The sequence below is a fragment of the Acinetobacter sp. ANC_7553 genome (assembly GCF_056779895.1).
In genome coordinates, this window is sequence record NZ_JBWYIV010000002.1 from 271,195 (window position 1) to 285,494 (window position 14,300).

The 14,300-nt window shown below is 38.7% G+C and carries 9 protein-coding genes; 6 read left to right on the forward strand and 3 right to left on the reverse strand.

The genetic code is table 11. The features are described from left to right. Positions 1-10: 10 nt before the first annotated feature. The 3 genes from nudC to dnaQ all read right to left on the reverse strand — a co-directional run bounded on the left by nudC (position 11) and on the right by dnaQ (position 3,956). Positions 11-769 (reverse strand): NAD(+) diphosphatase, encoded by a 759-nt coding sequence (gene nudC, locus AC1M9I_RS02980; protein WP_035266832.1) that lies wholly within the window; start codon positions 767-769, stop codon positions 11-13. Then, positions 769-2,409: a chemotaxis protein gene (locus AC1M9I_RS02985; protein WP_481594363.1), complete on the reverse strand. Its 1,641-nt coding sequence runs from the start codon at positions 2,407-2,409 to the stop codon at positions 769-771. The genes nudC and AC1M9I_RS02985 overlap by 1 nt, the downstream gene beginning before the upstream one ends. Before the next feature lie 119 nt (positions 2,410-2,528). Beyond that, positions 2,529-3,956 (reverse strand): DNA polymerase III subunit epsilon, encoded by a 1,428-nt coding sequence (dnaQ, locus tag AC1M9I_RS02990; RefSeq protein ID WP_481594362.1) that lies wholly within the window; start codon positions 3,954-3,956, stop codon positions 2,529-2,531. Positions 3,957-4,171: 215 nt separating this feature from the next. On the opposite strand from dnaQ, the gene AC1M9I_RS02995 reads away from it, so the two are divergent. The 6 genes from AC1M9I_RS02995 to AC1M9I_RS03020 all read left to right on the forward strand — a co-directional run bounded on the left by AC1M9I_RS02995 (position 4,172) and on the right by AC1M9I_RS03020 (position 14,268). Beyond that, positions 4,172-7,384, forward strand: coding sequence for a LysM peptidoglycan-binding domain-containing protein (locus AC1M9I_RS02995; RefSeq protein ID WP_481594361.1), 3,213 nt, complete (start codon positions 4,172-4,174; stop codon positions 7,382-7,384). A gap of 39 nt (positions 7,385-7,423) precedes the next feature. After that, complete coding sequence (locus AC1M9I_RS03000) at positions 7,424-9,271, forward strand: extracellular solute-binding protein (RefSeq protein WP_481594461.1); 1,848 nt, start codon at positions 7,424-7,426, stop codon at positions 9,269-9,271. Positions 9,272-9,282: 11 nt separating this feature from the next. Then, positions 9,283-10,353 (forward strand): microcin C ABC transporter permease YejB, encoded by a 1,071-nt coding sequence (locus tag AC1M9I_RS03005; RefSeq protein ID WP_481588947.1) that lies wholly within the window; start codon positions 9,283-9,285, stop codon positions 10,351-10,353. Between the two features lie 2 nt (positions 10,354-10,355). Then, the gene (locus tag AC1M9I_RS03010; RefSeq protein WP_481610653.1) at positions 10,356-11,366 is read left to right on the forward strand and encodes an ABC transporter permease; all 1,011 of its coding nucleotides are present in this window, start codon (positions 10,356-10,358) and stop codon (positions 11,364-11,366) included. Beyond that, positions 11,344-12,921, forward strand: coding sequence for a dipeptide ABC transporter ATP-binding protein (locus AC1M9I_RS03015; RefSeq protein WP_481588949.1), 1,578 nt, complete (start codon positions 11,344-11,346; stop codon positions 12,919-12,921). Before AC1M9I_RS03010 ends, AC1M9I_RS03015 begins: the two co-directional genes overlap by 23 nt. 102 nt (positions 12,922-13,023) lie before the next feature. Beyond that, positions 13,024-14,268, forward strand: a complete 1,245-nt coding sequence (locus tag AC1M9I_RS03020; RefSeq protein WP_481594359.1) for an NADH:flavin oxidoreductase/NADH oxidase family protein — start codon at positions 13,024-13,026, stop codon at positions 14,266-14,268. Positions 14,269-14,300 lie beyond the last annotated feature (32 nt).

Genomic DNA, 14,300 nt, shown 5'->3' on the forward strand with positions numbered 1-14,300 from the left:
CGGATTTGATTTATTCAGATTTGAAAGGAGTATTGTGAATGACATGTTGAATCATGGCATGCGCAATACTTCCTGCAAATGGAATTTCTGGTAAATCATCAAATTTAAAGAATTGGGCATCACTAATTTCATCTTCTTGAAGCACAATGTCACCTGAATCATACTCGGCCCGAAAAGCAATCATTAAATTACTTGGGAATGGCCAAGGTTGGCTGGCAAGATATTGAATATTTTTAACGTTTAGACCAATTTCTTCCATGGTTTCGCGTTGCACAGCCTCTTCTAAAGTTTCACCAACTTCGACAAAACCTGCAATTAATCCATACATATTGGATTTATTTTTTGCATTTTTCGCCAGCAAAATTTCATTGTCACCTCGTGTGATTACGGTGATAACACAAGGTTGAACACGAGGGTATTGGTGATAATTACATGCTGGGCAGATCATGGCATATTCTGAACGGTGCACATCCGTTTCTGTACCGCAATGACTGCAAAATTTATGATTACGACGCCATTCTAATAATTGAACTGCTCGGCTCGCTTGTTCAAATTGTTGCTTAGACCATTGAGTGATCAACTGTCGGATTGGCACAAGTTGATAACCTTCAGGAATCGCTTCTTCAATATGTAGATCTCGTGCAATTACCTGATCACCAGATTTGAAAATCAGATCACTCTCTAAACGTTCAACACGTGGTAATTGGAAGTTTTCATCGACGAGAAGTTGATGTTGTTTAAAAATATAAGCAACAGAGAGTTCAGACATTAGGCAACCGCTTTAATTTTTTGACTGCTGATGAGTGCAGTCTCAGATACTGATTTATGAATAGGATAATCATACTTCAAGCCATCAAGATGAAGTTCTAGACTGGCAAGCACATCTAGAATGTGCTGAAGTTGTTGGTGGGTGAGTGATTTCTGAATATCGTAATAGTGTTCAACCGCCTCAGCACTATTTTTTAGCGCATTACTTAATATTTGAGCATCAAGAAATAGAGCAGCACCGCTTAATTGTCTTAAATTGGTTGTGATGTTTAATAAATCATTTGTGTCTTGAGCATCATTGTTTTGAAAAAGTTTATCGCCTAGTTCTTGCAAGAGAATTCGAGCTTCTTTTTGCAGCGTTTCATGCGCATCATCTAACCGATCCAGTGATATATTCATATTATTCACATCAAGTTGAATGCGAGTTGGTGCAAAATTTCGCTTCAAAATCCCGATAGAGTTCATAGCCGACAGCATGCTGTTCATTAATCGTTGAGCAAAATCGGCATTTTGTTGAATATAGGTTCGATGAAAATGCTCTGCTTGCAGTTTCATTTCTGCATAAGCTTCATTAAGATTCATCACTAAAAAGATATTTGCCATACGATAGAGCTTTAAGCGAATATCTAAAATTTGATCGTCAGTAAAACTTTGATAGTGACTTTCAATATCTAACCTTAATTGATTCAATTCTTCTGTAATCAAGTGAGCAACGGCATCGATTGTTCTTTGATCAGGTCCAAACAGATGGCGACTAAAAATTTGTAGTTGAACATCAGTCAAAATGTTGTCCGAGATTTGAAAATACTCACGAAGCATTTGTGAATCGTAGTTTTCTTGGCTAATACAAATCGCTAAAGCATTAGCAAAGTCATTTTCATCGACCTGAAAATGCTGGGGTGCATTTAAAAACTCTCGGATCTGACTGCCAACTTTAGCCAACCATTTTAGGCGTGCATCACTGAGAATGAGTTGGTCAAGTTGATTAAATGCGATTTGCATCAGAAGCCAATATTGTTGACTCGGTGTTTCAAGAGAGAGCAGTGCTATATGATCTACAATGAGTTTAAAACGATCAAAATCGTCTTCAGTTTCATTTTGCGTCACTATTTTTATTAAACAATCTTTATATAGTGTATTCCAATAATCAGATGAATTAATCTGATTCGATGATGCTTGCGGTGTTAAAGTTAATTGTTTCTGAGCGGTCTGAATTCCATTACCCAATGCTGTACAAGGGATGTTCAATACTCGCTCTAGATGGTTAAGTGTATCTAAGAGAAATTGGGGGACATCGACTTCACGTAAGCAAATAAATTCGATATATCGTTTTAGCATTGTTGTGCCATCACTTAATGCGGCAGCGTATTTCAGGTTTTTTGCAGTTGGATTTTGCATCATCTTTGACATGACTTGCGCACAGTAGTGTGCAAGTTGTGCGAGATGAGGAAGCTCGATCATGGCAAAAACTTGATTGGATTGCTCAAGTCGAATGAATGCGTCATCTATCCCAAAAGGAAGTGTTTGATCCTCGATAAGCTCTGATACTGTATTTTCGACCTGATCGATGATTTGATCAATTTCTTTTTTAACAATAAGTAATGCTGTAGGGTCAAAATAAATTGAACTTTGATAAGACATCGATCGAAACCTATGTTGGCCGTTAATTTTGCTCAGAGCCCAGATAAGGGGAGTTTTTGCTCTAAATGAATATAGCCGAACTGATCGTACTTTACAAAATGAATCAAGCAGATGGTAGATTATTTAGCAAATAAACACGGCTCACTATTTTTTTCTTGGTAATCTTCGATCCATTTTTGGTGTGCTGCTAATTCCTCATCAGAAGCATAAATGATTGGTAAATCTACCTCAATTTTTTGGTACTGATTTTGTCCAGTTTCAGAATGATGATCATGCGCTGAGAGTGCATCGATATCAAATGAAACTTGACCACCTGTCATGGCTAAATAAACATCTGACAGAATTTCTGCATCCAGTAAGGCGCCGTGGAAGGTACGATCACGCTGTGGAACTTCGTAGCGTTTCACTAATGCATCCAATGAGTTCTTTTGACCTGGATGTTTCGCTTTTGCCATTGCAAGTGTATCGGTCACTGCGCAGACTTCTGAAAGCGTACCAAAGCCAGCACGTTTGAACTCCATATCTAAGAAGTTCATATCGAAAGTTGCGTTGTGTGCGATAATTTCTGCACCTTTTAAGTACTCGTACAGTTCAGCAGCGATTTCTTCAAATATAGGTTTATCTTTCAAAAAATCATCAGAAATACCGTGAATTGCTTCAGATTCACCGACTGGTTTTTTGGGATTGATATAAATGTGAATTGAACTTCCTGTCAGTTTACGATTGATCATTTCAATCGCACCTACCTCGATAATACGGTCTGTATCTTGATAATAAAAACCTGTAGTTTCCGTATCTAAAATCAGTTGGCGTGGTCCCTGTAAATTTAAACGAGCAGGTGTGACCACAATATGTGGATGCGATTTTTCAGCTAACTGAGGAACGCTTTGATCTACAGATTCAGAATTTAAGTCCTGTGCATCAACTGTCTTAATAATATCCTTAATAATATCTGAGGAGTTTGAGGTGACTTCGTCCGTGCTGTATTCAGCTTGATCATCATTTTCTGCTAAATCAATTTCAACTTCTTCATCTTGATCATTGAGATCTAAACCAAACGGATCATTGAGCAACCAATCTTCAGACTGTTTTTTTTTATCATTCGCTTGCAGGGAATTTTTAAATTGTTCAGCCGTTTGGTCAGCGCCTTGATTAGCTAACTGATCTGCCATTTCATTGCCTGGATGTCCTGCATGACCTTTAATCCAGTTCCATTCAATGTCTCGACCTTGACAAACTTGATCCAAAGTTTGCCATAAATCAGGATTTTTTACGTCTTTCCAATTTTTCTTTTTCCAACCACTGATCCATTCAGTAATACCGCGTTTTACATAGTTTGAGTCTGTCCAAATGATAAGCTTTGCATCAACAGGACAAAATTTGATTCCTTCGATTGCAGCGGTTAACTCCATACGATTATTGGTCGTGTCTGGTTCACCACCACATATTTTATGTTCTGTATCCTTAGTGATGATGTAAGCACCCCAGCCACCTAGCCCAGGATTACCACGACATGCGCCATCAACATAAAGTGTTATTTCAGACATAGTTTGAACCAATCAATCGAATAAAGTGTTGAACATCAAGTTCGGAAATTTTATTGTATACGTAAATGCGAAACATCAGTGCGATAACTGGATATTTTTTAATGTCTTGTAACATTTATAAGCAATTACTCATCAAGAAGAGACTTGCCTGAACAACGAGCTCCTCTAAAATGGCTTATATACAATAAATTTACTATGCGTCTTTCGGAATTTGTATGTCTAAAACAACCACCGCAGTGTGGCAGCCATCTGCAACTTTTTTATTTAAAATTTCAGTAATTACTTCCGCAGTAACCGGATTAGGCGTAATGACTGGCTGTACAGCGAGTCCCACTTCTGCAAAGACGCAAAAGTCGAATCAACTCGGCATGTTAGATGCCAGTAGCTTAGATTCACTTGAAGATCTTTTATCTGCAACTGATATGCGTGCAGTTGAAGGTGATCGTTTACTTATTTTAAAACACGGCGATGTTTGGAAACGTATGACCGTTGGTTTTAAAATGGATGAAACAAAGTGGGATCCACGGATTGATGCTCAAAGAAGTTGGTTTATTACGCGTCAGCCTTATCTGGATCGTTTATCCGCTCGAGCTTCTCGTTATCTTTATCATACTGTAAAGGAAGCAGAGCGCCGTGGATTACCTACTGAACTTGCTTTACTTCCCGTCATTGAGAGTTCCTATGATCCAGCTGCAACGAGTTCAGCGGCAGCTGCAGGGATGTGGCAATTCATCCCAAGTACAGGTCGTATTTATGGATTAAGACAGACCAATTTGTATGATGGACGTCGTGATGTAGTTGAGTCTACACGTGCAGCCTACGAGTTTTTAGGAAGTTTATATAACCAATTCGGTTCATGGGAATTAGCTTTAGCGGCTTATAACGCTGGTCCTGGACGTATTCAACAAGCGATTAACCGTAATAAGGCTGCTGGCTTGCCTACAGATTATTGGTCATTACGTTTGCCTCAAGAGACAATGAACTATGTTCCACGTTTCCTTGCGGTTGCACAGATTATCAAATCCCCTGAAAAGTATGGCGTCAGATTACCACCAATTGCGAATCGTCCTCACTTTAGAGAAGTTCCAGTTCCAGCAGGTGCGAGTTTAAACGAAATTGCTTCTCTGACAGGCTTAAGTCGTGCAGAACTTTATCAACTGAATCCAGGGCATCGTGGTGATATCATTGATCCTCAAAGTCCACAGCGAATTTTAATTCCAGCAGATTTAAATCCAAATATTGATCGTAAACTGAAAGCACTCAAACCAAGCAGTACAGGTCTATGGGCGAGCGCTTCAAGCCCTGTTTCTACATCTACGCCAGCAACCACAATTACAACGACAGTAAATACACCAAAAGCTTCAAATGCTTCCGTATTGGCAACTCAAACAGTGAAGCCAGTTAATAATACTCAAACAGCTTCAGTTTCTACAACAATTTCAACTTCGAAGGGTAGGACTCCTTCTGGTTCTGATGCATTGGCAGCTTTTGCTGCTTCGGCAGTGGTGCCAAGCGCACCTCGTATACCTGTTGCTGTTACACCGGCGCAAAATGTTAAACCTGTACGTGTCGAACCCGAAATCACTGCTGAAGAAAAAGCCAGAATCTTAGCTTCAATTGCATCTGAAAAAACCACAACAACTACGAGTTCTGATCAAATTATTGCCTCGGTCATTGAGCCACAGGCCACTGAAGCAGAAAAAGCGGAAGTCGTTAGAGAGATTAGTGCCATTGCACCTCAAGGTACTGAGATCGTCGATCCTTTAGATGGCAAGATTAAATTAACTGCGATTCAGACAAGTCAGTCTGTGGCAGCAGGACAAGGTTCAGAAGTTAAAGTTGGCTTTGCTTATCCTAAATCTGTAGCAGAAAGTACATTGCCTACTTCTGAGGAAGCCCAGCTTAATCAAGGTAAGGCATTTAAGAAAACTGAAAGTGAAGTGGTTGTAGAACCACCTAAGGGTAAACGTAGTACGTATACGGTACTCCCTGGTGACACGCTGGCAATTATTGCAATGAAAAACGGCGTAAGTTGGAGAGATATTGCAAAATGGAACCAAGTAGATCCAAATGCAACCTTATATGTAGGTGCGACCCTATATCTGTACGATGCTAAACCAGTAGCATCTGCCCAGAAAACGGATATAAAGCCAGCAAGTTATATTGTAAAAGCAAATGATAGTCTGACTAGTGTTGCAAACCAGTTTGATTTAAGTGTCCAACAACTGGCTGAATTGAATGGTCTAACTATCAATAGTAATTTACTGGTTGGGCAGAAGTTAAATTTAACCCAGTCTCAAGCATCTAAATCAAGCAAAACTGAACAAGCGCTAACTAAGGTTCAAACGAAATCTTATACGGTCAAACGTGGCGAATACTTAAAGTTAATCGCTGATCGATATGGACTTTCGACTCAAGAGTTAGCGTCATTAAGCTCAGGACTGAAAGCTGATAGTAGCCTGTACGCGGGTCAAAAAATTAATGTTCCTTTAGAAGAAGTGCAATCTGCTACAGCTTCATCAACAACTCGCGCGAGTAATGCTAAAACTGTACCTGAAATTCAGACTGAAACTTACCGCGTACAACGAGGAGATACGTTGTACAACATTGCAAATGCGCATAAGTTAACCGTTGTTGAGTTGGCGACACTGAATAATTTGGATATTGAAAAAGGATTGATGGTTGGTCAAACCATTAAAGTACCAGCGGGATCTAAAGTACCAGAGCAATATGTTGTTCAATCAGGCGATAGCCTGAATGCCATTGCAAGCAAATATAATCTTTCTGTTGCACGGTTAGCAGAAATGAATGGCTTGCGAACGAATGCTGGTTTACAAGTTGGGCAAAAGCTGAATTTGAAAGAAGATGAAAATAAAGCTTCCACTAAGCAGAGTTCGACACGAAATAATTCGGTTGCTGAGAAAGTGGAGTTTCACACTGTGAAGAGTGGAGAGACCTTAGCAAGTATTGCGCGACAATATGATATGCCGCTTCAATCATTACTTACGCAGAATGATCTAAATGCGAGATCAGTCCTTCAAATTGGTCAAAAATTAAAAGTAAGTGGCGATGTTGAAAAGACGGCTGCAAGTACAGAAAAAACACCAGTCCGTCAATCAAAATCGCGTGATACAGAGGATTATGCTGTCAAATCAGGCGAGTCTCTTCATGTTATTGCTACACGATTTGACATGACTGCAAAAGAACTTGCAGATCTCAATAAGTTAAACCTACGTGCTGGATTGCAAAGAGGCCAAATTATTCAAGTTCCTAAAGTGGTCACAGATTATAAAGTCCGTAGTGGTGATTCCCTGTACAGAATTGCGAATCGATTTGGTATAGACATTGATCAGCTTGCAGAAATGAATGGTTTGAAACCAAACACACCTTTACAGATTGGTGCTACGATTAAAGTTCCACATTCTTAAGTCTGCTTAAGCAATCAGGAATTTCATATCGAGATGTGCATTTCATCAACTTTGTCAAAAGCAAAGTTTATTTTCCTCTTCTTGCCCATTCATATCAGTGCATGGGCAAATCTTCAAACGACGCCTTATATTGCTTTACAGTCAAAACCGAAATATCTGAATTTAGATGCGATGCCATATGCCAACCCAGACGCACCAAAGGGTGGAAAGTTGGTGAAAGCGGCTGATGGGACATTTGATAATCTAAACGGTATGAATGGGCAAGGAAGTTGGGTTGAAGGTACAAATTACTTGTTCGATACGCTATTTTCCAAGTCATTAGATGAACCAAATGTGTTTTATCCACTTTTGGCTGAGAAAATTCAGTTTGATCCAACCCGAACACAATTTGTGATTTTTCATTTAAATCCACGTGCTCGATTTAGTGATGGATCTCCTGTACTGGCTGAGGATGTTAAATTCACGTTTGAAATGTATTTAACTAAAACCAATCCCGGTTTACAGATGTATTTGTCTGATTTAGATAAAATTCAGGTTCTGTCTAAACATGCCGTAAAAATGGTATTTAAATCAGAAAGAAATACTGAAATGCCAGCAATACTTTCACAGATGCCAATTTTTTCTAAAAAAGATTGGCAATCTAAAGATTTTAGTCGAGCAACACTCAAACCCATTTTAGGATCAGGGCCATATACAATTAAAAATCTTGATGCTGGTCGTAGTATTACCTATCACCGTAATCCCCATTATTGGGCTAAGGATTTACTTGTAAATCGCGGTCGTTATAATTTTGATCAAATTAAATATGTTTATTACCGTAGTTCGGACATTGCATTTGAAGGATTTAAAGCTGGACAATATACATTTCACCAAGAGAAATTTGCTCGTAAATGGAAGACGGAATACAACTTTCCAGCATTTAACTCAGGATTGGTTAAAAAATATAGTGTAGCTTTACAAAACCCTGCTCCGACACAAAGTATCGTTTTTAACACACGAAAAAAACCGCTAAACGATATCTATTTTAGACAAGCAATGACCTATGCTTATGACTTTGAATGGCAAAATAAAGCATTGTTTTATCAACAATATCAACGTTTACAAAGTCATTTTCAGTTTAGTGAGCTCGAAGCAAAGTCAGTACCAAGTCCAAAAGAATTAACAATATTAAAACCTTATTTATCTCGGTTACATCCTTTACAACGAGAAGGGGTATTAAAAGCGTGGAAATATCCCGTCACTGATGGTACAGGTTACAATCGTAAAGGCTTACTCACTGCTCGGAAAATTTTAATTGAGCAGGGGTATTCATTTAAAAATGGTAGTTTGCATGCGCGTGATGGAAAACCAATTCAATTAGAATTGCTTCTTCATCAAGAGGGCTTACAACGGACGCTCATGCCTTATATTCGAAATTTAAAAAAACTGGGTATTCAAGTTTCGATTCGGCAAGTCGATATGCCTCAATATTTACAGCGGATGCGTCAATATGATTTTGATTTAACCACGATGGTGATGCCTCAATCACTAAATCCTGGGAATGAGCAAGCGCAATTTTGGAGCAGTCATGCTGCAGATGAAGAGGGAAATTATAATTTTTCTGGTGTGAAAAATAGCGTTATAGATGAAATTATACAACGTATTATTCATGCACCCGATCGAGAAAAATTAATATTAAATACACGTATCTTGGATCGTTTATTACGTGCAGGATATTATCAGATACTTACTTACGGAAATGATCGTGAATGGTATGCGTATTGGAATATGTATAAACAACCACAGATTAAACCCAAACTCGCTGTTGGTGAAGATTATTGGTGGGTAGATCAACAGCAAGCTCGCAAAGTGTCTGCTTATCTTGGTCGAAGTAAAGGCTCACGTTAAAGGTTAAATTTATGGGTCTTTATATACTTAAACGACTTTTGCTGATCATTCCCACCTTATTTTTGATAATGCTGATCAATTTCGCCGTCGTTCAAATTGCTCCTGGTGGACCTGTAGAACAGGCAATACAGAGAGCTGAACAATTTCAAGGCATTGGTGTTGTGTCTGGTTCGACATCTCATATCAATGAAGTCCAGAGTTATTATCAGGGTACACGAGGACTCAGTCCTGAAATGGTCGAGCAGATCAAAGCGCAATATGGATTTGACCGCCCTGTGCATGAGCGCTTTTTTCTAATGCTAAAAGGATATTTTCAACTCGATTTTGGAACGAGCTTTTTTAAAAATAAATCAGTAGCAACATTAATTTTGGAAAAAATGCCAGTCACGATCTCCCTTGGATTATGGAGTACCTTACTGATCTACAGTATCGCCATTCCTCTAGGGATTAGAAAAGCGAATAAACATGGCGGTCTGTTTGATCAAACGACCTCCTTAATATTGGCGGTTGGTTATGCAGTGCCAACTTTTGTATTTGGTATTCTACTTATTATGATTTTTTCGGGGGGATCCTATTTACAATGGTTCCCATTACAAGGATTGGTCTCTGAGAATTTTGCTGAACTCAGTTTCATTGATAAAGTTAAAGATTATTTTTGGCATCTTACATTGCCTGTCCTTACTATTATATTAGGTGGATTTGCGACCCTTACATATCTAACAAAATACTCTTTTATGGAAGAATTAAATAAACAATATGTGACGGCAGCTCGTGCTAAAGGTTTGACCGAGCAACGCGTTTTATACAATCATGTTTTCCGTAACGCGATGTTGATCGTTATAGCAGGATTACCTGAAGCACTGATCGGAATTTTTTTTGTTGGCAATCTATTTGTAGAAATTATATTTAATCTTGATGGTTTGGGTTTGCTTGGATTTGAGGCAATTCAGCAGCGTGATTATCCCGTGATTTTTGGAACATTGTTTATCTTTACATTGGTCGGTCTAATTTTGAGATTACTCAGTGATGTTCTATATCAATTGATTGATCCAAGAATCAATTTTGATCGTCGAGGAGCATAAAAATGTCTCCACTTTTCGATCAACGAGTTTCAAAATTTAAGTCACATCGACTCGGATACTTCAGCTTCATTTTATTTATCGCGATCTTTATTTTATCCTTGGGGGCAGAGTTTATTGCCAACGAAAAACCAATACTTATTTATTATAAAGAAGAAATTTATTTCCCAATTTTTAAGCCTTATCCTGAAACAACATTCGGTGGTGTCTTTGAGACTGAGGCTGATTATAAAGATCCAGCTGTTCAAGAATTGATTAATGAGCAAGGATGGCAGATTTGGCCTATCATCCCATTTTCATATCAAACACCTAATTATGAATTGGCAGAAGCTTTACCATCTCCACCGACCTCCGTGAATTGGTTAGGCACAGATGATCAAGGTCGTGATGTCTTGGCAAGATTAATATATGGTATTCGTATCTCTTTGCTGTTCGGCATTGCACTTACTATTGGATCTGCATTCATAGGAATTACCATTGGTGCTATCCAAGGCTACTTTGGCGGTTGGTTGGATCTGATCGGTCAAAGACTGTTAGAGGTGTGGGGTGGTCTACCAATGTTATTTATTGTGATGATCTTAGTGAGCATGTTTACACCAAGCGTATATTGGCTGTTTTTAATTATGCTGATGTTTGGTTGGACTGCGTTAGTTGGTCTTGTTCGTGCAGAGTTTCTGAAAGCCAGAAATTTGGACTATGTGCGAGCTGCTCGATCACTCGGTGCTACAGATAGTCAAATTATTATCAAACATATTTTACCCAATGCTATAAGTTCGTCACTCTCACAGCTTCCTTTCATTCTTACCGCTAATATTACCGCACTTACAGCCTTGGATTTTCTGGGCTATGGTTTGCCACCTGATACAGCTTCAATTGGTGAAATTTTACTGCAGGGTAAGAATAATCTATCAGCACCGTGGTTGGTTTTATCTGGATTTTTTAGTCTAGCAGTTGTGTTATCTATTCTTATTTATATTGGAGAGGCAGCTCGAGATGCATTTGATCCAAGAGGCTAAACCAATACTTGAAGTCAACAAGCTCAATATTCAGTTGAATGAACAAAAAATCTTAACTGATTTGTCTTTTCAGCTAAATGCGGGTGAGACAGTAGCGATTGTTGGTGAAAGTGGTTCAGGAAAATCTCTAGCTTGTCTAAGTCTTCTAGGTCTTCAAGATCGCGCTCTAGACTTAAGTGGTGAAATCATATTTCAAAATGAAGATCTGCGTCTAAAACACGAAGATCAGTTGCGCTTAATACGTGGCAATAAGATCGCGATGATATTTCAAGAGCCAATGACGGCACTTAATCCATTACATACAATTGAAAAAATTATTTCAGAACCTTTATGGTCGAAGGGGCTTAAGAGAAAAGACATTCGAAAAAAAATAGAAGAAGTGCTTTGTGATGTAGGGTTGGGTAATTCATCAGACATCCTCAAGCGATATCCACATCAGTTGTCTGGTGGACAGCGTCAAAGGGTGATGATCGCAACAGCTCTGATTTCGGAACCTGAAATTTTAATTGCAGATGAACCAACAACAGCCCTTGATGTATCACTACAGAAGCAAATTTTAAATTTAATTAAAGACCAAGCGCATCAAAAAGATATGGCCTTAGTTTTGGTTAGTCATGATTTAAGGTTGGTGCAACAATATGCTGATCAGGTATTGGTTTTGTCTAAAGGTGTCACAGTTGAACAGGGTGATGTCTCTCAAATATTCCTGCAGCCTCGCCATGAATTGACTCGACTGCTCCTTAATCAGCAGTTTGATTCGATTTCACCTATCAGTGAACAGGCCAAAGAACTTTTAAATACTGAACATCTTCGAGTGCGGTATCCACCTAAGCTGAATTTTCTGAATGTATTTAAAACTCAATTTATAGCGGTGGAAGATTTAAGTTTCCAGCTTAAACAAGGAGAGTCGCTTGGTATTGTAGGTGAAAGTGGGTCTGGAAAAACCAGTGCTGCACTCGCGCTTGCACGACTCATAGAGTCAACAGGTACCATTGAGTTAAATTGTATCAATCTCAATCACTTGTCTGACAAGCAATTAAGAGCGCATCGAAAAGATTTTCAATTCGTTTTTCAAGATCCTTTTTCGAGTCTCAATCCAAGAATGGATGTTTTGTCGTTATTAACTGAAGGGTTAAGATTAAAAAAATTGAGAAAGAGTGAAAAATTAAATCTCGCGATTCAAGCCCTTGAAGAGGTTAATCTCACAAAAGAATTTCTTGATCGTTATCCTCATCAAATGTCGGGTGGACAGCGACAAAGAGTATCGCTGGCCAGAGCACTTATTCTGAAACCTCAATTACTCATTCTGGATGAGCCAACATCTGCATTAGATCGCAATACACAAATAAAATTGGTGAAATTACTTCAAGATATACAGCAGAGAACAGGGATCAGTTACATCTTTATTAGTCATGATCTGAAAATTGTGAAAGCGTTATGCCATCGAGTTATGGTGATGAAAGATGCAAAAGTTTTAGAAATTCAAGAGACAGAACGTTTATTCCGTGCACCGATTCATGCTTATACGCAACATCTTATACAAAATAGTTTATAAAAGTTATTTGACAAGAAGGATTGTCAATTCTAGACTGAAATTCAGGGAAGTCACGCCTAATTGGTTTTAGGTTTAGATAAGCACAAAATTGAGAACTTCAAGATGAGTAAAATTGCTGAGCCGATTCAAATTCGCAATACAACTTTCAAAAATCGCATTATTAAAGGCGCAATGAGTGAAGCTCTAGCGAATGCTGCTGGTGAACCAAATCATTTGCACACAGGCTTGTATGAAGCTTGGGCAAGAGGAGGTTTAGGGGGTTCAATCACAGGAAATGTGATGGTTGATCTACGTGCGAAGAATGAGCCTGGTGTCGTCGTGGTCGAAAATGAGCGAGATTTACCTAAATTAAAGGCATGGGCTGACCTAGGTAAACGTTATGGTATGGTCCAGCTTGTTCAATTGTCTCATCCGGGCAGACAGTGTCCTAAAGGCTTAAATAAAGAAACTGTTGCACCGTCTGCTGTTCCATTTAGTGCTATGTTGGCTACTACCTTTGCTACTCCACGGGCTCTCGAGCATGAGGAAATCCTAGATCTAATCCAAAGGTTTGCAACCTCTGCAGCGATTTGCGAAAAAGCGGGCTTTGAAGGTGTTCAATTACACGGTGCTCATGGATATTTAATAAGTGAATTTCTATCGCCACTGACCAATAAGCGTAATGATCAATGGGGTGGAAGCATTGAAAATCGTATGCGTTTCTTATTAGAAATTTATAAAGCTGTTCGAGCTGCAACATCCGAGAATTTTATCGTTTCAGTGAAATTGAATTCCGCAGATTTTCAACGTGGTGGAATTACTGAAGAAGAAGTGATTCAAGTATTTAAAGCTATTGATGATGCAGGTATCGATTTAATTGAAATTTCAGGTGGTACGTATGAAGCGCCCGCAATGGCAGGTGCTAAAGCTGAACAGCGTAAAGCAAGTACCATTGCACGTGAGGCTTACTTTTTAGATTTCGCAGAGAAAATACGTCAAGAAGTAAAATGCAAACTGATGGTTACAGGTGGATTCAGAACCGTTAAAGGGATGAATGATGCTTTAGAAAGTGGTGCATGTGACTTTATTGGAATTGCACGCCCACTCGCTGTAGAAACGGATTTAACTGATCGTTTGATTGCAGGACACGATGTTAGATATGCAGTAAAACCAATTAAAACAGGGATTCCATTTATTGATAAAATGGCAATTATGGAAATTATTTGGTATGCGGCACAATTCAAAGCGATTGGTGAGGGTAATCAACCTAATCCAAAACTTTCACCTTTAAAAGTTTTTCTGAATTATGCAAAAGGAAATGTGAAGGCTATCATTCAGGGCAAAGTTAATTCAAGAAAATCTGCATAGTATAAATCAATACATATAAGGAGCCTTTATGG